Origin of the sequence: Sphingomonas oligophenolica (assembly GCF_039522915.1) — a bacterium.
Taxonomy (GTDB): Bacteria; Pseudomonadota; Alphaproteobacteria; order Sphingomonadales; family Sphingomonadaceae; genus Sphingomonas; species Sphingomonas oligophenolica.
In genome coordinates, this window is sequence record NZ_BAAAEH010000014.1 from 76,438 (window position 1) to 96,588 (window position 20,151).

20 protein-coding genes are annotated in these 20,151 nt (G+C 67.7%); 7 read left to right on the forward strand and 13 right to left on the reverse strand.

Translation table 11 applies throughout. The annotated features are described in order from the left end of the window. Positions 1-452: 452 nt before the first annotated feature. Entirely contained in the window at positions 453-662 is a 210-nt protein-coding gene (locus ABD050_RS08880; protein ID WP_343888918.1) for a cold-shock protein, read from the reverse strand. A gap of 196 nt (positions 663-858) precedes the next feature. On the opposite strand from ABD050_RS08880, the gene ABD050_RS08885 reads away from it, so the two are divergent. Then, positions 859-1,413, forward strand: a complete 555-nt coding sequence (locus tag ABD050_RS08885; RefSeq protein WP_343888919.1) for a J domain-containing protein — start codon at positions 859-861, stop codon at positions 1,411-1,413. 36 nt (positions 1,414-1,449) lie between these two features. On the opposite strand, the gene ABD050_RS08890 is transcribed toward ABD050_RS08885, so the two are convergent. Next, on the reverse strand, positions 1,450-2,124 hold the full coding sequence (locus ABD050_RS08890) for a polyamine aminopropyltransferase (protein ID WP_343888920.1): 675 nt from the start codon (positions 2,122-2,124) through the stop codon (positions 1,450-1,452). A gap of 98 nt (positions 2,125-2,222) precedes the next feature. On the opposite strand from ABD050_RS08890, the gene ABD050_RS08895 reads away from it, so the two are divergent. Further along, a complete protein-coding gene (locus ABD050_RS08895; protein WP_343888921.1) occupies positions 2,223-2,531 on the forward strand; it encodes a UBP-type zinc finger domain-containing protein in 309 nt (102 codons plus the stop codon). Positions 2,532-2,647: 116 nt separating this feature from the next. On the opposite strand, the gene ABD050_RS08900 is transcribed toward ABD050_RS08895, so the two are convergent. After that, entirely contained in the window at positions 2,648-3,226 is a 579-nt protein-coding gene (locus ABD050_RS08900; protein WP_343888922.1) for a glycine zipper 2TM domain-containing protein, read from the reverse strand. Positions 3,227-3,358: 132 nt separating this feature from the next. Beyond that, positions 3,359-3,664, reverse strand: a complete 306-nt coding sequence (locus tag ABD050_RS08905; protein WP_343888923.1) for a hypothetical protein — start codon at positions 3,662-3,664, stop codon at positions 3,359-3,361. A 204-nt stretch (positions 3,665-3,868) separates the two neighbouring features. On the opposite strand from ABD050_RS08905, the gene ABD050_RS08910 reads away from it, so the two are divergent. Both ABD050_RS08910 and ABD050_RS08915 read left to right on the forward strand, forming a co-directional pair. Continuing rightward, positions 3,869-4,117, forward strand: a complete 249-nt coding sequence (locus ABD050_RS08910) for an HP1242/YdcH family protein (protein WP_343888924.1) — start codon at positions 3,869-3,871, stop codon at positions 4,115-4,117. Then, positions 4,114-4,452, forward strand: coding sequence for a TraR/DksA C4-type zinc finger protein (locus tag ABD050_RS08915; RefSeq protein ID WP_343888926.1), 339 nt, complete (start codon positions 4,114-4,116; stop codon positions 4,450-4,452). Before ABD050_RS08910 ends, ABD050_RS08915 begins: the two co-directional genes overlap by 4 nt. Before the next feature lie 40 nt (positions 4,453-4,492). On the opposite strand, the gene dapF is transcribed toward ABD050_RS08915, so the two are convergent. Next, complete coding sequence (gene dapF / locus ABD050_RS08920) at positions 4,493-5,437, reverse strand: diaminopimelate epimerase (RefSeq protein WP_343888928.1); 945 nt, start codon at positions 5,435-5,437, stop codon at positions 4,493-4,495. Positions 5,438-5,568: 131 nt separating this feature from the next. On the opposite strand from dapF, the gene ABD050_RS08925 reads away from it, so the two are divergent. Next, positions 5,569-8,469: a DUF2339 domain-containing protein gene (locus ABD050_RS08925; protein WP_343888929.1), complete on the forward strand. Its 2,901-nt coding sequence runs from the start codon at positions 5,569-5,571 to the stop codon at positions 8,467-8,469. Here the strand turns inward: ABD050_RS08925 and ABD050_RS08930 are convergent. Then, positions 8,422-9,498, reverse strand: a complete 1,077-nt coding sequence (locus tag ABD050_RS08930; RefSeq protein ID WP_343888930.1) for a DUF2855 family protein — start codon at positions 9,496-9,498, stop codon at positions 8,422-8,424. The genes ABD050_RS08925 and ABD050_RS08930 overlap by 48 nt on opposite strands. A gap of 177 nt (positions 9,499-9,675) precedes the next feature. Here ABD050_RS08930 and ABD050_RS08935 point away from each other — a divergent pair, with 177 nt between their 5' ends. Both ABD050_RS08935 and ABD050_RS08940 read left to right on the forward strand, forming a co-directional pair. Then, positions 9,676-10,239, forward strand: coding sequence for a helix-turn-helix domain-containing protein (locus ABD050_RS08935; protein ID WP_343888931.1), 564 nt, complete (start codon positions 9,676-9,678; stop codon positions 10,237-10,239). A 24-nt stretch (positions 10,240-10,263) separates the two neighbouring features. Beyond that, positions 10,264-11,505 (forward strand): putative 2OG-Fe(II) oxygenase, encoded by a 1,242-nt coding sequence (locus ABD050_RS08940; RefSeq protein ID WP_343888932.1) that lies wholly within the window; start codon positions 10,264-10,266, stop codon positions 11,503-11,505. Between the two features lie 31 nt (positions 11,506-11,536). Here ABD050_RS08940 and ABD050_RS08945 read toward each other — a convergent pair whose 3' ends face one another. The 7 genes from ABD050_RS08945 to ABD050_RS08975 form a co-directional block, all read right to left on the reverse strand. Further along, the gene (locus ABD050_RS08945; RefSeq protein WP_343888933.1) at positions 11,537-12,865 is read right to left on the reverse strand and encodes a YceI family protein; all 1,329 of its coding nucleotides are present in this window, start codon (positions 12,863-12,865) and stop codon (positions 11,537-11,539) included. Between the two features lie 76 nt (positions 12,866-12,941). Beyond that, positions 12,942-14,342 (reverse strand): nicotinate phosphoribosyltransferase, encoded by a 1,401-nt coding sequence (locus ABD050_RS08950; protein ID WP_343888934.1) that lies wholly within the window; start codon positions 14,340-14,342, stop codon positions 12,942-12,944. Positions 14,343-14,379: 37 nt separating this feature from the next. Beyond that, on the reverse strand, positions 14,380-16,752 hold the full coding sequence (locus tag ABD050_RS08955) for a TonB-dependent receptor (protein WP_343888935.1): 2,373 nt from the start codon (positions 16,750-16,752) through the stop codon (positions 14,380-14,382). Next, positions 16,706-17,674 (reverse strand): FecR family protein, encoded by a 969-nt coding sequence (locus tag ABD050_RS08960; protein WP_343888936.1) that lies wholly within the window; start codon positions 17,672-17,674, stop codon positions 16,706-16,708. Before ABD050_RS08960 ends, ABD050_RS08955 begins: the two co-directional genes overlap by 47 nt. A 3-nt stretch (positions 17,675-17,677) precedes the next feature. Then, positions 17,678-18,220, reverse strand: a complete 543-nt coding sequence (locus ABD050_RS08965; RefSeq protein WP_343888937.1) for an RNA polymerase sigma factor — start codon at positions 18,218-18,220, stop codon at positions 17,678-17,680. A gap of 75 nt (positions 18,221-18,295) precedes the next feature. Next, a complete protein-coding gene (locus ABD050_RS08970; RefSeq protein ID WP_343888938.1) occupies positions 18,296-19,126 on the reverse strand; it encodes a ChbG/HpnK family deacetylase in 831 nt (276 codons plus the stop codon). Beyond that, on the reverse strand, positions 19,071-19,973 hold the full coding sequence (locus ABD050_RS08975; protein ID WP_343888939.1) for a glycosyltransferase family 2 protein: 903 nt from the start codon (positions 19,971-19,973) through the stop codon (positions 19,071-19,073). Before ABD050_RS08975 ends, ABD050_RS08970 begins: the two co-directional genes overlap by 56 nt. Positions 19,974-20,151 lie beyond the last annotated feature (178 nt).

Sequence of the window (20,151 nt, forward strand, 5' to 3'; positions counted from 1 at the left end):
CCCTTTCTTCGTTGTCACTCGGACAGCCCAAACTCCCTACTCAAAGGTTGGTTTCCGCGCAAGCGAACAAATTCTTGCTGCTGTTGCTCAAGCGCAACAGCTTTGGTCCTTTTTTCGCCTGGACGCGAGGCACTCGAACGCAACAATATGGGAGATCGCGATGGCTGCCGGCATTCGCGAACGTCGCCGCTGGGGCGGCGTTCCGACGTCAGCCGGAGCAGCGGATGACGGCGGCGAGCGTCGCGACCTGAATCCGACCAGGCGACCGTCCATCGGTGAAGAACGGAGACGCCGATGATTCGCAATGGAACGATCGATCATAACCCGTTGAATGATTCGCAGTGACGCGCCGGCTGCTCTCATGTGCAGCCGCGTATGGGCGATCCGGCTCATGATCGGCGTCGAAATATAGGGAAGAAGCAGGATCGCACCCAACCCCCTATTCGTCGTTCCTATTCCTCGGGCGCCTGGATATTCGAGGCCTGCAGGCCCTTCGGCCCCTGCGTTATTTCATACGAAACCTTCTGCCCTTCGCGCAGCGTCTTGAAGCCGTTCATCTGGATCGCGGAGAAATGGGCGAACAGGTCCTCACCACCATCATCGGGGGTAATGAAGCCGAAGCCCTTCGAATCATTGAACCATTTCACGGTCCCGGTCGCCATGACGCCGTCTCCTCTCGCGACCGGCACTGTCAGCCTCGTACGAGCCCGAGTCAATTACGTTTCGGGTCGGCAACGTTTCCTCAACCCTACTCGCTGGTGTTCAGCGTCGCCGAGGCGGCGGATTGCGCCTATCGGCGCGGCCATTAGCCATAATCCGGCTTTGATTTCGGATCATTTCGGTTGCAGAAAGAGTCGCGTGCATGAAGCAACGGACCCTTATGCCGTTCTCGGCCTGAGCCCTTCGGCGGACGATGTCGTCGTTCATGCCGCGTGGCGGGCGCTGCTCCGCAAATATCATCCCGACACCAACCCAGGAGACCGGGCAGGCCTCCGCGCGCGAGAGATCAACGAGGCCTTTGCCATTCTCGGCAATCCAGGCGCGAGGGCCGTTTATGACCGCGCCCGCCTCGATCGCGCGCGCGTTGCGTTGCGCTGGGACACGCCGCGCCGGGACACCGCGCCGCTTGCGCCTTACTTTCGGCCCGCCCCGCGCCACCGCCCTTCCATTACCCGAATCGTCGGCGCGATGCTGCTGACGCTTGCGATCATACCGATCGCCGCCGTGGCCCTGCTCGCCTATCCCGATACAGCGCCCGCCACCCATGATGCTCTGGCGCGCTTCGGCCAGGTCAGCCCGTTTGCCGCCGAGCTCGTCGCCCGGCTCGATGGGTTGGTGCCAGACACCGATACCGCACCGCAGCCCGCGCCCGGCACCGATTCCGACCACCCCGAGGTCGCCACGACCGGGTAAGCATTCGCATTGGCGGACCGCGCATCGACGCCTGTCTCAGGCGGTTTTCGTCGCCAGCCATATCACATGTCGCGCACCGCGCCCGCCGGCACGTGCTCGAACGACCATCTCCTCCACAGCGAACCCGGCCTCGTCGAGCCGCCGCGCAAAGGCACGGTCGGGGGCGGCGGACCATATCGCGAGCACGCCGGCGGGCCGTAGCGCGCGCCGCGCCGCCGCCAGCCCCGCCGGTCCATAAAGCCGGCCGTTCCCTGCCCGGCTGAGACCATCGGGGCCGTTATCGACATCGAGCAGGATCGCATCCCAGGCGGATGCCGCCCCTGCGATCTGTCCGGCCACATCCTCCTCCACGACCCGGACGCGCCGGTCCTCGAGGCATCCGGCGAAGATCGCCGCCATCGGGCCGCGGGCCCAGGCGACCACGGCCGGCACCAGTTCCGCGACCGTCACCTCCGCCTCCGTCCCGAGCGCGGCCAGAGCGGCGCGCAAGGTGAAGCCCATGCCGAGCCCGCCGATCAGGAGCCGGGGCCGTGGCGCGTCGCGCAGCCGCTCGCATGCACGTACGGCCAGCGCCTCTTCGGATCCGCTCAGCCGGCTGTTCATCAGCTCGTTCGCGCCGAGCATGATCGAGAATTCGGCACCGCGCCGGAACAGGCGGAGCTCGCCGCCCTCGGGCACAATGGCGGTATCGATCAGGATTCTGGGAAGCACGCGCATTTTCTCCATGAAAGGCGACGACAGCATTGCCGTGGATTGCGTGCCGGGCAATGATCGGACGAGAATCGGATTGATCGAGAACAGGACCGGCCATGACCGACACCTGCCCGCACCAGCGCGACATCAGGGACGTGACGCCGAGCGCCGATGGCTGCGAGGAATGCCTCAAGACGGGGAGCTGGTGGGTTCATCTCCGGCTGTGCCGGACCTGCGGCCATGTCGGCTGTTGCGACGATTCGCCCAACCGCCATGCGACGGCGCACTTCCATGCAACGCAGCATCCGATCATCGAAGGCTATGACCCGCCCGAGGGGTGGGGCTGGTGCTATGTCGACGAGGTGGATTTCGATCTCACGGAGCGGATGACGCCGCACCCCCGACCGATCCCGCGCTTCTTCTAGGACCAACCGAATCGGTTCTGGGCCCGACTCCATATTCGCCTGTGCGGCCAATCGGCGGGCCGATTTAATCCCGGCGAAGGCGGGCGCCGCGCTGACCGCGCGGCGCCCGCACTCATTCAGCGGCAGCGAACGTCGCTGTTGTTCTTGTCGATCGACCGGCCGGCCGCGCCGCCGAGGATCGCGCCAAGGATGGTACCAACGCTGCGCGAATGGCCGCCATCGATGACATTGCCCAGAACGCCGCCGGCAACCGCGCCCACGACCAGGCCAGTGGTGCCGTCATTGCGCTTGCAATAATAACGCCCGTCATTGCCGCGATAGATGCGGTCGTCCGCGCTCAGCACGCGCTCCTGATAATTCGGGCCTTCGCGATAATAGCGCGCGGGATCATATCCGGTCTCGACGCGATCGTCATTATAGCCATAGCCGCCGCGCGGATCATTGTACCCGCCGTTGCGCGGATCGTTGTACCCGCCGTTGCGCGGATCATTGTACCCGCCGCGATAGCCGCCGCGCGGATTGTTGGCGCGCGCCGCCTGATAGCGATCGAATTCCTGACGGAAGAGCCGGAGCTCGTTGTCGAGCCGCTGCTGCGCCTGCTGGAAGCGCGCGTCGTCCTGCGCCGTCTGCGCAACCGCCGGGGCCGCGAAGGCGAAGCAGCTGGCGATCAGCGCGATGCTGGTGATCTTTCTCATGAATTTCTCCCGTGAATATTACGCTGTCGGAACGACCGAGGAAGCGAATCGTTGCGTTGTGCTTCGGTAATGTATCCCGCATGCGAAAAAAACGGGTGCTGCGGGCAATGCCGCCGCACCCGTCCCGCCGCATCAGCGGCAGATGCGCACGCGGTGATGATGGTGCCATTCAGTCCAGCAACGCTGATGGCGGTTCCAGCCATAATGATGGCCGCGATCGCCGCGCCAGTCGCGACGATCGTCACGCCGGTCACGACGATCGTCGCGATGGTCGCGGCGGTCATCGCGATGGTCGTAGCGCTGGTCGTTGCGATGATCCCTGTCATAGCTGCTGTCATGGCGATCCCCGCCATTGTAGTTCTGGGCACTCGCGCCGGCGCTGACCCCGAGCGATGCAATCGCGAGGCCGGCAGTGAGAAGCATTGTCCTGATCTTCACGGCATTTCTCCTTGCCCGTTGGCCGGGCGATGACGAGAGATACGATGAAGCGGCCATATCGTTCCTGAACGCGATGGTCGGCTGAGGTACATGTTGGCGGTGCCGGGTTGAATCGAGATCAATCGTCAGCCATTTGACCAGGATCAGATCGGCTTCGCTTTCCCCGGCCTATGGTCGCGCGTAATTACCTCGAGGAGCACGAAAATGAGCGACGTCGGCCATGATCTCCACGCCCTGTTCCCCAGCGACGGGGACGCCCTGCATTGGCTGAAGGAGCAAAGCGCGCATTTCCGGACCCTGGCCGCGAAGCATCATGACCTCGGCAAGGAGATCCACCGGATCGAGACTGGCATCGAGGCGGCCGCACATGACCGGCTCGAAGCGCTGAAGCGCGACCGGGTGGTGCTGCTCGACCAGATTGCCGCGCTGATCGCGACGAAGCGCGCGGCATGACGACGAGCATCGACACCCACGCCGTCCGGGCAGCGCTGCTGAGCCGCCTCGATGCGCTCGGCGCGCGGCTCGACCAGGTCGAGCAGGACTTCGCTCAGCCGCACGACCCCGATTCGGGCGAACAGGCGATCGAGCGCGAAAGCGAGGAAGCCGAGGAAGCGATCGGCGACGCAGCGGTCGCCGAGATCGCCGCGACCCGGGCGGCAATCGCCCGGCTCGACGCGGGCAGCTACGGCCTGTGCGTCTCCTGCGGCGATCCGATCGCCCCGGCGCGTCTTGCCGCATTGCCCGCCGCCAGCCAGTGCATCGCCTGCGCGCGCGCCGCCGGGTCCTAGAGACCGTTGCAGCGTCGCTGAATCGGGCCGCTCGAGAGGCTCAGCCGATTGCTTCGAGCGCCTCGGCCCAGGCAGCGATCTCCGCGTCGAAATGGCGGGCAATCGCCAGATCGCCCGCGAGGCCGCGCACGGCATCGACTTCCGCCGATCCTTCCCATTCGAAGGTCGCGTTGCCCGAAAGGCTGACCATGCCGTCGCTCTCGGCCTGGGCGCGGACGAGGCCGCCGCGGTTGAACACGGTCAGTTCGGCGCCGAATTCAGTGCGGCCGGTGAGGCAGGCGGCGAAAGCCGAGGCAGCCATGGCGCTGCCGCAGCTGTCAGTCAGGCCGACGCCGCGCTCGAAGGTGCGCACGAACAGGGCGGCCGGCCCGCGTATCTCGACGAAAGAGACATTGGCGCGGTTGGGTAGCCAGGCCGGCGCCGCCTCGCAGGCCTCGCCGATCGCGACCAGTTCCGCTTCGTCGACCGAGTCGACAAAGCTCACCAGATGCGGGTTGGGGATCGCGACCGCAGTAAAGCGCCGCCCGGTCGGCAACATCGCGATTGCCGCCTGAACATTCTCATGCGCACCGATGTCCATCGGCCAGCGAGTCACGTCGAGATCGGCGGGGCCCGCCGTCTCGCGGATCGTCACCACGCCGGGTGCGATCGGCGCGTCGCGCGCCACCTCCGCGCTCGATGTCTTGAGGCGGACACTGGCCCGATCGACCCCAAGCAGGTCGAAGCCGAGCCGCGCAACGCAGCGCAGGCCGTTCAGGCAGGTTTCCGCCTCGCTGCCGTCCGAATTGAACATCCGCATCCCGAAGGGGTGGATCTTGTCGCCGGCGGTCAGCAGCAACAACCCATCGCCGCCGACCGGCCCGCGCCGATCCGCCAGCGCGCGGGCCACGCCGGCCCAGATCGCATCGTCGAGCTCGAGCGCACGGGCATCGATCATGGGAAAGTCGTTGCCGGAGCCGTGGCATTTGATGAAGTCGAACCGCATGGCGGGCTTCTACCGCAGCGCGATGCGTCCCGTCACCCCCGGCGTGCACCGTGGGGAACCGGTGTGCGTCGTGGGCGGCGACATCGGCCCGCCGCTGTGGCACAGCTGGGGAGGCCAAGGGGGAGCTGCGCATGACGTTCATTCTGTTCATCGCTGCGATCGCGCTCGGCGTGGTCGCGCAGCGGCTTTCCGCCAGGGTCGGCAAGCTCGAAACGCAGGTGCGCTACCTTCACCGCCGCCTGCTGGCGCTCGAGCCGGAGACCGCCGCGCCACCCGAACCCAGCGCCGAGGAGGTTGCCGCAGCGGAGCACAGGGAAGAGGCACAACGCCGTGCCGCCGCGGTGATTCGCGAACGGGCCCAGGCCGCCTTGGCGGCGCCGGCGATCCATGAGCCCGAGCCCGACCTTTCCGGCCAGCCGGCGCCCGTGGAAGAAACGCCGCGGCCGCCGGCCCGCGAGCCGGTGCGAATCGGCTTCGAGGCGCTGGTAGGCGGCAAGCTGCCGATCTGGATCGGCGGCGCCGCGCTTGTCCTCGCTGCCTTCTTCCTGGTGCGCTATTCGATCGAGAACAACCTGCTCGGCCCCGGCGCGCGCGTCACCATCGCCGGGCTGTTCGGGCTGGCGCTGGTCATGGCGAGCGAGGGCGCGCGCCGCCTGCCCTCCACCCGCGACGATCCACGGATCGGCCAGGCACTGGCCGGCGCCGGCGTCGCGAGCCTTTACGGCACGCTCTATGTCGCGGCCGAAATCTATCATCTGATCGGCGCGGGCGCCGCCTTTGTCGCGGTGGTGGCGGTGACGATCGCCGGTCTCGCCCTCGCGCTCCGGCACGGCCCGCCGACCGCGATCATGGCGCTGATCGGCGGCTTTGCCGCACCCCTGGTCTCGGGCTTCGATGCCGGCCAAATCGGCCCCCTGCTCGTCTATCTCGGGCTGCTCGTCGCGGCGCTGTTCGGGCTCGCGATCCGGCGCGGCTGGGCGTGGCTTGCGCTGGCGGCGTGCGGCGGCGGGTTCATCTGGGTGAACATCCTGCTCTTCATGGTCGACAAGCCGGCGCTCGGCGGCGTCGGCGGCTTCGTCCTGCTGCTCGCGATCGGCGCGACGCTTGCACTGCCGCGGACCGGCGCGACACGGCCCTGGCTGCGGCTGTTGCCGCTTCTCGCCGGGCTGCTCCAGCTGCTCGTCCTCGCCCCGGCGCTCGATTTCGGACCACTCGCCTGGGGGCTGTATCTGGTGCTGAGTGCCGCGGCCCTGTGGCTCGGCTGGCGCGACGCCACACTCGCGCCGGGCGGGGCCGCGGCGCTGTTCCTGGTGCTCGCGCTGCTGGCGGCGGCGCTCGGCCAGGGCGAGCGGGTCAATGCGCCGATGGCGGCGATCGCGATCACCTTGTTGTTCGGGACCGCGGGCCATCTCCTCGCGCGGCGCAGCGCCTTATGGGCCGGGATCGCCGTCGAGGCGGTGGCGGGGCCGGTCATCATTGCGCTCGCGCTGGCGCACGGCCTGTTGCCGGCCTCGGCCTGGGCGGCCCTGCTTGCCCTGGCCGCGATCGCCGCTGCGTCACTGAGCTGGCGCCACCGTGACCAGGGTCACGAGACGCTGGTCGCAACGGCCGGCCTGACCGGCAGCGCCGCCGCGGCCGCGCTGTTGCTCGCGCTCGCCGAGGCGGAAATCGTCGCCGAGCCCTGGCGGTGGCCGGCATGGCTGCTGCTCGCGGTGGCGCTCGCTGCCTGGTCGCGGCGGGTGCGCGATGCCGGGCTGGGATTCCTGACCCTCGCGCCGATCCTCGTCACCGCCATGGCGATGGCGATCGGCGTCGACCAGCTCAGCGGCTATGCGGCGAGCATCGCCACCGACGCGGCGACGCCGCCGCTCGCCGATCTCGCCGCGATCGGCCTGCTGCCGGCGCTGTCGATCGCGGCGGCCGCGTGGTTGCTGCTGCCGGGTGTCCCGCGCCTGATCCTCGGCTGGCTTGCCTTTGCCCTCGGGCTTGCCTTCATCCCGGCGCTGCTCCCCGCCCCCTGGCACAGCGCCGGACTGGGGCTCGCCACCGCTGCGGTGATCCTGATCCGCCCGGCGCATCGCGCCGCCGCCATCGCCGCCGGCCTGACCACCCTGGCGTTCACGCTGCCGCTTGCCTTCCAGCTGTTCGTCCTCGCGGGCGGCGCGCTGCTCGGCAATCGCCTGCCCTATCTCGACCTGCCGCCGCTCCTGACGATCTTGCGCGAGCTCACCTTGCCCGCCGCGCTGATCGGCGCTGCCTTGCTGCGCCGCAGGGACTTGCCCGGCCCCTGGCGCAGCCGGGCGGCTGTCGTGCTCGCCGCCATTGCCGCGATCACGCTCTACGCCATCGCCAAGGCGCCGCTGGCGATCGCGACGCTGCCGCGCTTCGAGACGCTCGGCTTTTTCGAGCGCACCGCGATCACCCAGCTCGTCTTCGCCGCCGCCTGGGCGAGCGCGGCCCGCTGGCCGCGGATCTCGCGCGCGCTGCTGATCCTCGCGCTCGGCCGGTTCCTCTGGTTCGACCTGGCGATCCTCAACCCGGTGCTGGTGCGCCAGTCAGTCGGCGGACTGCCCATCCTCAATCTCGCGACGCTCGATGCCGCGCTCGCCGCCGCCTGGCTCTGGCCGCTGCGCGCCGATCGGCGCTGGCGGGCGGGGATGCTCGCGCTCCTGGTCGTGGCGGTCGGTGTCACGGTTCGCCAGGCGATGCACGGCGCCTTCCTGACCGGCGGCATCGGCCGGACCGAGAACTGGCTTTATTCGGCGGCGTTCCTCGGACTTGCGCTGCTCTGGCTCGGCCTCGGCATCCGGGCGGGGCTCGGCGACCTGCGCATCGCCGGGCTGGCATTGCTGACCGCCGTGACGCTGAAAGTGTTCCTGATCGACGCAGCGGCGCTCGAAGGGATATTGCGCATCCTCTCCTTCCTTGGCCTCGGCCTCGCGCTGATCGGGATCGGCTGGGCCTATGGCAGGATCGCGCCTCGTTCAGAGCCGGACGATGTGGCCAAGCTCGGGCCGGACCCGGCCGGCTAGCTGATCGCGCCATATCGCCTGCAGCGCCTCGGCGCCTTCGCTGCGCTCGACCGTGATCCAGCGCGCCGCGTCCGCGACGAACCCGGCCCAGCGCTCCGCCAGCGCGGCGTTGAAAGCAGGAGCGCCGATCTCGCGGATCAGCGCCGTCGCCGCATCGGGGGCGAAGAACCAGACCGGGGTCGGATCGGAAAATGCCGCCGCGTCGCGCGCCTCGTGATGCGTGACGCCGACGCGCAGCACCTGCGCGAGCTGCCCGGGCAGCGCTGCATAAAGGTCTTGCAGGACCTGCGTGCTGCCCGCGAAGTCCACCAGCACCGCCTCGCCGGCAATGTCGAGCCGATCGAGCGCGTCATAGCCGATCACTGCGTCGTAGAGCCCGGTCGCCTCGACAAAGCCGATATTGGCGGTTGAGGTCAGCCCGATCCGGCGGATGCCGGGGCTGTCGGCGCGCACGACGAACGCAGCGGCCAGCGCGGTCTTGCTCGACGCGCTCGTCATGATCACCGTGCTGGCGCCGTGCCAGCCCTGGCGCTGCAACTGGTCGCCGATCAGGAAGCTTGTCGTGAACAGGGGCGCGAACAGCGCCCGTTCCGCCTCGTGGGCCGGATCATGCGCCGGATCGGCGGCGAGCCGGCGATACTGGTTGTAGATCGCGCTCATCGGCTGGCGGTGCGCCGCCATGTCGCTGAAGCCGTCGGCGGTGATCCGGCCAGGCTGCACGGTGAGGTGCGAGGCCATCGGCAGATAGCCATAGACGCGCTCGCCGACCGCAATATCGGGATGGTGCGAAGCGATCACCCGGGCATGACCCCAGACCGGCACGATCCCCCAGCTCTCCGGCGCCGGGAAGAAATTCCAATAGCCGAGCTGATCGCCGACCACTGCGTAGGTGACGTTGTTGGCGGTCACCGCGAACCCCTCGATCTCGAGCAGCACCTCGCCCTCGCCTGGATCAGTGACCAGGGTCTCGTTGACCGCGGTCTGGTCGATCGCGTCCCGACGCACCATCATCTCGCGCTTGATCGGCATCGTCCCTCCCGCTCCCACCGCAGCCGCCCTATTGCCTGAAACTATGCGGTCCCGTGGACGCGGGAACAAGTGCGGCATGACGGATAAATTGCCGCCACTCCAGGACCAACCATGGCACCTTGCCATAATGGCTGGTTTATAGGATATAAAAAACACCGATATGGTTAGGAGAGGGCAATGATCACCGCCATTCGCGAAGTGCGGCGCGCCAAGGGAATGACGCTCGACGACGTCGCCCGACGCTGCGTACCACCGACCACCGCGCAGACGATCGGCCGGCTCGAGACGGGTACCCGCACCGTGTCGGTCGGCTGGCTCAACCGGATCGCCGATGCGCTTGGCGTGACGGCGGCCGATCTCGTGAGGCTGCCCGAGCGAGCCGACATTCCGGTAGCGGCGATCCTCGATTCGAGCGGCGCACATGCCCCCAGGCGTGCGGCAACGGTTGCGCCGCCGCTGCCGGCGCCGGGGCTGATCGCGGTGACCATCGCCGCCGGAATCGGCGACTATCGCGCAGGCGACGAGATCTGGTGCGAGACGCTCGCCCCGGCCGGGTTCGGCCAGGCGCTCAACCGGGACGTTCTCGTGCCCCGCCCCGCCGGCCGCTTCCTGTTCGGCCGGCTGATCGGCCGCGAGGACGGCAGGCTCCAGCTTCTGCCGCTCGGCGCCGGCGCCCGTCAGCAGATCGTCGCCGACCCGCCCTGGATCGCGCGTGCGGCAAGGCTGGTGCGGTCGTTGTGAAGGCGCCCCTGCGCGCAACCGCACATGGTCGCGCCGCCGGTCGCGGTCTGTTATCGTGACGCCAATCTCGGGAGCAACGCGGCGGTGAAGTGGCAGGAGGAGCCGGGCTGGAAATTCCTCGCGGCGTTGAAAGAGGTTGCGATCCGGGAACTCGAGCAGGAACCCCGTTCCCCGGGGCGCTGGGTGTCGCTGATCCGGATTCTCAAACAAATGGGCAGGAGCGGCGAGGTGCCCGAAGCTCTCGACCGGGCCTCGGCTGCGTTGGGCGCCGACCCGGAGGGCCGGCGGGACTTTCTGGGCGTGCTGCTGCGCCTTTCGGCCTATCATCGCGCCATTCCGGTCGCCGAGGCGCTGGTGGCGGCGGCGCCCGACGATGCCGAGGCCCGGCGGATGCTCGAACGCGCGGTGATCGGTTCGGACCGTTGGAGCGGCCTCCAGCGCCGCGCCCTCGCCGGAACCGGGACGCCACCCATGGCGGCGCTCTCGATCAACCAGGCCTGGAACCTGGCCGACACTGACAGTGATTTCCGCGCCATCGCGGCGCGGTGCCGCGCCGCTCTGGCTGACAATCCGATCGACACCGACGCCCGGTGCTTTCTCGCCCATGCCCTGGCGCGGACCGGCGAGGCAGCTGACGCAAGCGCTGTCATGGCGATCGCAGATCTGGTTCGGATCGAAGACCTGCCGGTTCCCGCCGGCTATGAATCCGGCGAGGCATTCCGACGCGCCCTCGCCGCCGAAATCCGGCGCAACGACACGCTCGAGCGCGACCCGAAAAACAAGGCGACCCGCGGCGGGCTCCAGACAAATGGTCTGGGGCTGCCGGGCGAACAGGCGGTCGCCGCGCTGGTCGAGGAGATCAAGGCGGCGGTCGACCGATACAGGGACAGCCTCGACGGGTCGGGCGATCCGTTCATCGCCTCCGCGCCGCAGACCGTCCAACTGTACAAATGGGCGGTGATCTACGACGCGACCGGATACCAGATTTCACATCGCCATCCTCCCGGATGGCTGAGCGGCGTCTATTATGTCTCCGCGCCGCGCGCCGCCGATTCAGCGAGCTATCGGGGTTCGCTGCTGCTCGGCGCGCCGCAGGCGAAAGTCGCGACACCCCCGCCCTGGGGAATCCATCCCGTCGAACCGGTGCCGGGACGGATTGTGCTGTTTCCCTCCTTCACCCCGCACGCGACCGAGCCTTGCGGCACGGGTGGGGAGCGCATCAGCGTTGCCTTTGACGTCCTGTCGGCAGGCCGTGCGCCGACCTGACGATCGACCGGATCATGACCCGGTCGCTTGCTCAGGGCTTGCGATCGGCCTTGATCGCGACGGTGACCGTCACCGTTGCCGGGAGATCGGTCGTCGCGGCCCATTCGCCCTGGCCGACACCGAAGACGGTGCGATCGATCGTCGCCGTCCCGGCCATGGTGGCGACGTCGCCGGCGATGGTCAGGGTGAAGGGCAGCTTCAACGGCCGCGACACCCCACGCAGCTCGAGCCGGCCCAGCGCTTCGTAACGATTGCCCGCTACATGCCTGAATTTCGTGGCGTGGAAGCTGGCGGTCGGGTGCGACGAGACAGCGAACCAGTCGGCCTCGGGCAAGGCGCTTTCGGTATCGGCGACCCCGGTCTTCGCTGACGCCATGTCAATGACGACGTCGACCGAGGACGCATCGAGCGCGCCCGGGCCAAACCGGATCGTTGCGCTCCACTTGCCGAAATGGCCATCGACCGGCCCCTGCGACCAGCGCGTGTGGAAGCCGAGCGTCGAAGCAGCGTGCCTGACCGTCCAGCTGTCGGCGGTCGCCGCAGCTGTCGCTTCGGTGCTCGGCGTGGCGGCCGCCCGCGGTGTCGGAGCCGCAGCTGGTGTGGCGATCGGGGCCGGGGGTGGCGCCTGGACCTGTGGCGCTGCTTGGGCCGCTGGAGGCGCGGCCGATCCGGCCAGCGCGATCGGCGCGAGCCGGAGCTGGTTGCCGGTCGCTACCAGTGCGGCGAACAGGATGAGTACCGCTATGGCGGCCGCACCGAGCGCCCGGCGAGGCGCCGGCAGCATCCGGGCGAGATCGCCGCCCCGCTCGTAAAATTGATGTTTCAGGGCGCCGGCGACGTGCAGCGCAAGCAGCAGATAGGCGATGTAGACCAGCGCTTCATGACCGAAGCCCGAGGCATCGTTGACGAGCGCCTTGGTCGATGGCGCCAGCCCCGCGATACCAGGAACATGCGGCCAGGGCAGGAGGCCGTAAAGGAATGTCGGCACTGCGGTCTTGCTCGACGAGACGAGCAGCCAGCCGGTCAGCGGCAGGCCAAGCAGCAGGACATAGAAGCCCGCATGGACGATACTCGCGAGCCGCTTTTCCAGGAGGCTCATCGTCGCCGGGAAGGCCGGGGCCGGCCTGGTAAGCCGCCAGGCAAGCCGCGCAAGAGTCAGCAGCAGGATGGTGATGCCGACTGATTTGTGGAGTTGATAGACAGCGAAGGTCTGCGGCCCGCGCGGTGCATCCATCCGCCAGCCGAGCCCTATCTGAAAGGCGAAACAGGCAGCGATCAGCCAATGCAGCAGCATAGCCACGCGCGAATAACGCGCGCTGGCGTCGACCGGGGGCATCGCGTCGTCTCGCAGCACGTTCATCCTTCCAAACTCCGCAACCAGTCACACCCGGCCGGTGGCAATATCGCAGGTGTGAAGCGCCGGATAGGCGTGTCGTTCACGCCGCCGCTTCGAAACCCGCGGCACGACGGCGGATCTGGGTCAGCGATTCGTCTACGAGCAGGCGCCCATCGCGCCAGACCGGCCTGAGCGCGTTACGCCGGCCGTCGAGCGGCTCGAAACGTGCGCCGTCGACCGGCACCGTTTCCCAGCGCGCGCCCTCCCCGACCAGGCCGAGCAGCCCGCGCTTCGACCTTTTGGCACTATCGGTCGCCGGATCCTTGAAGATGTCGCGCCATGCCCCCGCGATCTCGATCGCACTTGCCTTGTAGGCGAAGCCGAGCGTGTCGCGATCAAGCCGCTGGAGCAGTGCGCCGCCCATGCCGAAGGCGATGTTGCTCGCCGAGAATCCGTCAGCGACGATGCGGTCGAAGATCGCGCCGATGCTCTGCGGATTGACGCCGTCACCCTGGATGACGCGGACGTTCCGCAGCACCCGATAGCCCTTGCCGTTGAGATCAGTGCCGAAACGCCCGGCGAGCAAGGCCATCGTCTTCGCGACCACGGTGACGGGATCCCCGCTGTCGGGACGGACCACCAGGGTCGCGCCGCTGTCGATCACCTGCTGCCGCAAATGCCGGCCCCAGAGATCGTCGACCGCATGGTAGAGATCATAGCTGTCCGAGACGACGGCGAAGGTCGCCCCCGGCACGCCGAACCGCGCGATCATATTGGCATAGGCGGCCTCCTCGCCGTCACGGCCCCAGGCGGTGATCGTGCTGTGTTCGGCCGCCGGAATGCTGAAGCCCGCCATCGGCTCATTATAGAGGCGCCGCGCCGCCATGATCGCCGACAGCGTGTCGGTGCCCTTGAAGCTGACCAGATGCGCCATGCCGCCGAGCGCGGCACTCGCCTCGCTCGACACGCCGCGCGCGCCGAAATCATGGAGCTTGAACGGCAATTCGGCCGCGGGGTCGTCAGCGGTCGCCTCGAGCGCGGCGCGGATCCGCTGCCGGACATGCCAGCTGATCGTCGCGACGGTGACGGGATACCAGATCCGGAGCAAGGCCGTCTCGACATAGCTTGGCAGCCAGGCGAAATCGGGATCGGTGTTGACCACCGTCATCAGCGCCTGATGGGTCGGCACCACGCTGCCCTCGGGCACGGCGCGGATTTCGATCGGCAGCCGTCCCTCATGGCGCCGCAGCAGCATATCCCAGCCATGGCGGTTGAAGGGCACGCCATGCTCGCGCAGGACGTCGTGCGCCTCGTCGACGTCGCGCCGCGTCACGGGGTGCGCGAATTCGCGCTTCAATATTGCCTGCAGGCCGAAGAACAGCGTGCGCTCATAAGCGCCGCCGCGACTCTCGGCATAAGCGAACACCCGCTGAGTCTCGGGCGGATATTGGAGGAAATGGCTGGTCTTGTAGCTGTCCGTGTTGAGGACCGGATTGATCATGTCGGCAGGCTCCTTCGCCAGGCGCGCAGCTGAACCGTCACCAGGAAATCGCCACCCCGGCACGGACATTCAATGGGCGAAGCGGGGTGGTCTGGTCGCGCGTGCCAAGGATGATCGGATTGCCGAGCGCGAAGCGATTGTCCTTGCGATTCGTCAGGTTGTCAGCCGCCAGCGACGCGTCGATATTGCGCCACTTCCAGCCGCAGCTCAGGCCGATCACCGTGTAGCGGCCCTGGCTGACGTCGAGAAAATCGCCCGTGCCGAGCACTGAACGTCCGACATAGCGCGCCGACGCGCCGACGCTTAGGTTGCTCTCACCGACCGGCCATTCATAGGACAGCCCGGCATTGCCGGCAAAGGCCGGCGTTTCGGGCAGATGACGATTTGCGAGGACCGAGGATTGGGCGAGCGGGCCGTCGACACTGTTGCTCGTGTACAGAAAGGCGAAGGTCGCGTGGAGCCCGCGCACGGGGACCCAATCGCCGATTCCCTCCACGCCGACGATATCCGCATTGCCAAGATTGGTGGTGTAGGGCTGGCCGCGGCGATTGAACAAATCGGCCTGGATATCGCGCCAATGCGCAAAGGAGACGCCAGCCGACATCGTAAGGCCGGTCGGCCCCTCGCGCTCCATGCGCAGCCCCACTTCGCCGACCTTGATCGAATCGGACCGAAAATCAGCGACCCGTCCGATCCCGCGCGCGACAGCGATGCCCCCGGTCCGGTAGCCCGACTGAAAGCGCGCGAACAAGGCAAGCCCAGGCGCCACCAGCCACGACGCGGCGGCGGTAGGATCGAACCGACGCGTCGAACGACCGCGGACGAAATCCTCGGCGCGGGGCTGAGTCGAGGGCTCGCCATCAGTGCGCGCCGTCGTCACGCGTGCGCCGAACGTCAGCGAGAGGCTCGGCGAAACCGGCACGGTGGCTTCGGCAAAGGCGGACAGGCTCTTGGTGACGTTGGTCACGCCGATGATATCGGCCGGGTTGCCGGGCGGCCCCAGGGAACGCGTCTGGGCGTCTTGATCGTACAGCAGTGCGAAGCCAGCGACCCAGGAGATGCCGCCCGGCGTCGAACGGGACAGTCGCGTTTCGTGCGTCAGCAGCAGATTGGCGTCGTTATTCTCATAGATGGTGGGGCGGAAGAAGCCCGGCGCTCGGGTGGCGTCATAAGCGTCGCCCGAATGCATATCGACCACCCCTGTCGCCGAGACGAGCTCGAGCCCGCTATTCCATTTCTTGTGGATCACCAGCCGGCCGAGGACGAGCTGATTGTGAAAGGGCTGGGCAAGCGTCGACCGGCGGCTGAGTGGCCCGGCGCCGACCTCGGCATATTGCGCATCCGCAGCGTCGATCCGCTGGATCAGCCCGCCGGTATCGACATTCCACCCATCGCCGGGATCGACCCGCAAGGCGATTCGCCCGCCGACCGTGTCGGTCCGGTTGATATTCGACAGCCGGCGTTCCCTGTCCTCGATATAGCCGCCATCCCGGACCCGGTATCCGACAAGGCGGACACCCGCCCGATCATCCACCAGCGGCAGGTTGACCATCGCGCTCAGGTCGCCGCCTGCGGCACCGCCGCTGGTCGCGGTGATGCCGCCGGTGATCGAGCCACCTGGCTTCGAGAGATCGACCGCGTGCGGCGTCAGCCGGATGATGCCGCCGATCGCCCCGGCGCCGTACAAGGTTCCCTGAGGGCCCTCCATGACCTCGACCTGCTCGATGTCGTAGAGGTTGAGGCTCGGTTCAGGCCCCGAATAGCCAAGCTGCACGTCACCGAAATAGATGCTTGCGGTCGATTGGGTCGATCCGTTGAAGCTGCTGTCGGCGATGCCGCGGATGAAGATCTTGTTCCGGCCCGGCCCGAACTCGGTATTCTGGAGTACCGGCATGGTGCGCGCGATATCGTCCATGTCGGCGGGCCGGCCGGCTGCCGACCGGTTGCTCAAGCCGCCCGCGACGACGATGCTGCCCGGAAAACGGAGCAGCGCCACCGCCTGCTTGCTCGCGGTCACGATGATGTCATTCTGCGGACTCACCGCCGGTTGCGGGGCGGGATGGTGTCTGGGCACGGGGCGCTGCGCCGGCGCGCGAACGATCCGGTAGCTGGTGGCGTCAATCGCGACGGCGCGGTATCCGGTTCCGGCGAGCAGCCGGTCGAGCGCGGTGCGAACCGGCATTCGGCCGTCAAGGCGCTTGACCGGTATCCGACCGAGGCCCGGCTCGGTGCTGATGATATCGGCGCCGCTCTGCCGCGCGAGCGTGGTCAGGGCGATATCGAGCGTCGTCGCGCTGATTGAAACCCTGATATCGGCTGCGAGCAGCGCGGCGGGCGCGCACGCCAGGGAGAGCGCCGCAACGCTAGCGCGAATCGCCTTCCCTCGGCGAGAGAGTCCATCGCTCGCCATCGCGTCGCCACCCTGCCCCGACCAGCGCGGCAAGGTGCGGGATATCCCGCTCCGCCGCGCCGGTCAGGCGGACCATGCCGGTAAAGGGCCTTACCGACAAGCCCGGGTCCAGTGCCAGATCGGTGCCGTAAAGGCGGTGGATCGTGTCCGCGACATGCGCCAGCGACTCGCCGGCGAAGGCGACCCGTCCGCTCCGCCAGCCGCCGACCGAGTCGACAGCGACGTGCGACAGAGCGAGGCTGTGCGAATCCTCACGTACCGACAATGCAGTGCCCGGTGTCAGCTTGACCGCGTCGCGATCGGGCTGGAACAACACCGCGCCTTCCGCCACCTGCACGTCGAGCCGCACACCGTCTCGCGCGACGTTGAAGACGGTTCCCAGATCCCGCACGGTCAGGTCGCCGGAGCGCAGCGTGAAGGCATCATGATCGTCGTGGCGTACATGGAACGTCGCCTCGCCTGCCTCCAGGGCGGCAACGCGCGGATTGCTGCGGTCGAGCTTGAGCCGGCTGCCGCCGCTCACTTCGATTCGCGTGCCGTCCGCCAGCGCCACATCCTGCCGCTGGCCGGGTTTCGTCTGCAGCCAATAGGGATCACTCGCCCTGGGCATCGCCAGCGGCATCACCAGAGCGACGAGGCCGGCCGCGACGGCTGTGCCGCCCACCGTCCACATCCAGCGACGGCGCTGACTGCGGACCGGTTCGCATTCGTCATTGGCCGGCACCATGATGGAGGTTGCGGGCATCTCGCCCTGGCGCGTGACCATCTCCTGATCGAGGGCGATCCGATCAAAGGCAAGGGCATGCGCCGGATCGGCTTCGAGCCACAGCACGAAAGCACGCCAGTCACGATCGGTCATCTCGGCCTGGCGCATGTGCCAGCCGATCGCCTGATCGATAATGTCGCCCGCTACGCCGGTCACGATCTAATCCTCTTCCTGTGATTGACGGTGCCGATTGTCGAAACCCTCACCGGGTGCGGATCCGGAATCAGATATTTGTCGATAGGCACGCTGAAGGAGCTTTTCGACGCCGCTGACGCTGATGCCGAGACGCGCCGAAATCTGCTTTTGCGGCAACTCCTCGATGCGGAACAAGCGAAAGGCGGTCTGCATCCGCTCCGGCATCGCGCCCAGCGTGGCTTCGATCTGCGCGAGCCGTTCGCGCGCGATCAACGTGCGCTCGATATCGGGCTGCTCGTCCGCCTCAGGCTGCACATCCAGCCAGGCAGTATCGCGTGCACTGCCCCGCGCGGCCGAGATGCGCCGGTCGGCGGCGAGGTTGGAAGCCATGCGATAGAGATAGGCGGCCGGCTGCGCGACCGGCTTCGAGACAAGCTGGTCGAGCTTCAGCCACATGTCCTGCAGCACATCCTCGGCTTCTTCCCGATTGCGCAGCCGTGCGACCAGCAGCCGCATCAGCATCGGCCGCTCTTCCAGGAAAACCGCTTTCAGCCCGCTTTCGCTCATGATGCGCGGTGGCTGGGTTTCATCCGGACACGACCGGACCCGGGCATATCACCATCCCCGCCACACCGCATCGACTCAGGATCGGAATTCCAGGTCATGGCGCGCAGCAATGTCGCGCATCGTCATGGTTCGCAATGCCGCAGCTTCGCGCCTGCGTCCCGCCGCGATCATGTCGCCCGCGAGTTCGCCCGAGCCGGGATGACACATCACGAGGTGAAACGCGCCCGGCCGGCGCAGGAAGCGGGGGAACAACGGTGCGTAATCGGCAGCGAAATCATAATGGCCGGCAAAGCTGTCATTGCAGGAAAGCCCGTGCGCAGCCGCCGATCGCTTCAGGCCCCGGGAATGCCACGCATTGCCCAGCGCCTTGCCGCGGAACGGGCGCGACAGCATCGCCGACAGCCTGTCCTCGCAATTGCGCAGCCAGGCGGCGGGCGCGCGCCGCGCCGTCTCGGCCAGCATGATCTCCCGGATGCCGGGCAGGACATGCGCATGCTGATGGCCGTCGACAAAAGCCGGGGCCCGTCCGTGAATGTCGATGAATCGGTCGAACTGCGCGGCGATCTCGGCGGCGATCTCGTCGAGCGGCAGGCGCCTCGCCGCTGCATCGCGTTGCAGCTGCTTGATGGTGGGGAGCCGGCCGTCGGGCGCGAGGCCGGGCATCGCGGTCAGCGGCGGCTCCCCGGTCAGAACGAGATGAAGCCCGACCTCGATCGAAGCCGGCAGGGAGCGCAGCAAGGCGCTGTCCCGCGCCCAGCCGGCGCATACCGCCATGCAACTGATCGCGTTGATCCGGCCTTCAGCGGCCAGCTCGGCAATGGTCCTGCTGATTTCCGGCGAAAGTCCGAAATCATCCGCACACAGAATAAGGCGCGGTATCGTCCGAGAGTCCGTTTTGGCCGGCATTCTGAAACTGCCTCTCGCGCATGCGCTCGCTGGTCAGGCGGCGAGCCCTGAGCCTCGGCCCGAGAAAATCGTAGAAGAACCGGTCGCGCCACCGGCTCGGGGTGACATGGTAGAGAATGCGCTCGACCAAAGTCCAGCGAATCGAGTCGCGGTCGCGGTCGCGGTGCGACGGCGTGCACCAGAAGCCGGGGCCATATTCGAGCGACCCCGTCTTCACCACGCGGTGCATGATCTCATGATCCTCGAGCACATAGTTCCAGCGCGCCGCGTCGAACCCGCCGCTCTCGCGCAGGCTGGCGGTGCGGAACACCTGGCCGGCACCGCCGGTATGGCATTGCCGCGGCAACAGCAAAGCGGCGATCACGATATGCCATGCCGCAGCGGCATGCTGCCGCGGGAGAGCGCCCCGGGGCACGAAATAGGCCCCCGCCGCCGCGCTGCTCTCCGGCTCGAGCAGCTTGCCCGCCTGCGCCAGATAGTCGGCCGGGTACCAGGTATCGGCATCGCAGGTCGCGACATAGGGCGTGCGCACCAGGTCGAGCCCGGCCGCCAGCGCGTGAACCTTGCCCGGGGCATGTTCCCGGATCAGCGTGAAGCGCAGGCCGAGGCGCCGGCACGCCGCAGTCGCGATTTCGCTGCTGCCGTCGGTCGAGCCATTGTCGATGAGGATCAACCGCAGCGGCTGATCCTGCGCGGCGAGGCTGGCAAGCGTGTCGTCGAGATAGAGCCGTTCGTTGAAGAAGGGCAGCAGCACGGTCCAGTTGCAATCGGGCCTGCGATCGACATCGCCGTGCGCCGGCTCCCAGGGAGAGTGCCAGGCATGGGAAAATCCGGTCTCAAGCAACATGAAAGGTTCCGAAGGCAAAAATACAACCATTGACAGGAGAGGGGGCTGCCCCGGTCTCCGGATGCGATGCCCGGCCCCCCGGCCGTACGAGCATCAAGAACCGGCCTGGCGCGCCGCGATGCGATCCGCGCCTTGCCGGCTCAACATCCGGAGTTCCGGAGCCTGATCCCCGCGACAC

Bases quoted from the DNA above. Each gene is read 5' to 3' on its own strand.
- ABD050_RS08880 (WP_343888918.1), bottom strand. From the start codon at position 662: ATGGCGACCGGGACCGTGAAATGGTTCAATGATTCGAAGGGCTTCGGC.
- ABD050_RS08895 (WP_343888921.1), top strand. From the start codon at position 2,223: ATGACCGACACCTGCCCGCACCAGCGCGACATCAGGGACGTGACGCCG.
- ABD050_RS08900 (WP_343888922.1), bottom strand. From the start codon at position 3,226: ATGAGAAAGATCACCAGCATCGCGCTGATCGCCAGCTGCTTCGCCTTC.
- ABD050_RS08910 (WP_343888924.1), top strand. From the start codon at position 3,869: ATGAGCGACGTCGGCCATGATCTCCACGCCCTGTTCCCCAGCGACGGG.
- ABD050_RS08915 (WP_343888926.1), top strand. From the start codon at position 4,114: ATGACGACGAGCATCGACACCCACGCCGTCCGGGCAGCGCTGCTGAGC.
- dapF (WP_343888928.1), bottom strand. From the start codon at position 5,437: ATGCGGTTCGACTTCATCAAATGCCACGGCTCCGGCAACGACTTTCCC.
- ABD050_RS08925 (WP_343888929.1), top strand. From the start codon at position 5,569: ATGACGTTCATTCTGTTCATCGCTGCGATCGCGCTCGGCGTGGTCGCG.
- ABD050_RS08930 (WP_343888930.1), bottom strand. From the start codon at position 9,498: ATGCCGATCAAGCGCGAGATGATGGTGCGTCGGGACGCGATCGACCAG.
- ABD050_RS08935 (WP_343888931.1), top strand. From the start codon at position 9,676: ATGATCACCGCCATTCGCGAAGTGCGGCGCGCCAAGGGAATGACGCTC.
- ABD050_RS08940 (WP_343888932.1), top strand. From the start codon at position 10,264: ATGGTCGCGCCGCCGGTCGCGGTCTGTTATCGTGACGCCAATCTCGGG.
- ABD050_RS08945 (WP_343888933.1), bottom strand. From the start codon at position 12,865: ATGAACGTGCTGCGAGACGACGCGATGCCCCCGGTCGACGCCAGCGCG.
- ABD050_RS08950 (WP_343888934.1), bottom strand. From the start codon at position 14,342: ATGATCAATCCGGTCCTCAACACGGACAGCTACAAGACCAGCCATTTC.
- ABD050_RS08955 (WP_343888935.1), bottom strand. From the start codon at position 16,752: ATGGCGAGCGATGGACTCTCTCGCCGAGGGAAGGCGATTCGCGCTAGC.
- ABD050_RS08965 (WP_343888937.1), bottom strand. From the start codon at position 18,220: ATGAGCGAAAGCGGGCTGAAAGCGGTTTTCCTGGAAGAGCGGCCGATG.
- ABD050_RS08970 (WP_343888938.1), bottom strand. From the start codon at position 19,126: ATGCCGGCCAAAACGGACTCTCGGACGATACCGCGCCTTATTCTGTGT.
- ABD050_RS08975 (WP_343888939.1), bottom strand. From the start codon at position 19,973: ATGTTGCTTGAGACCGGATTTTCCCATGCCTGGCACTCTCCCTGGGAG.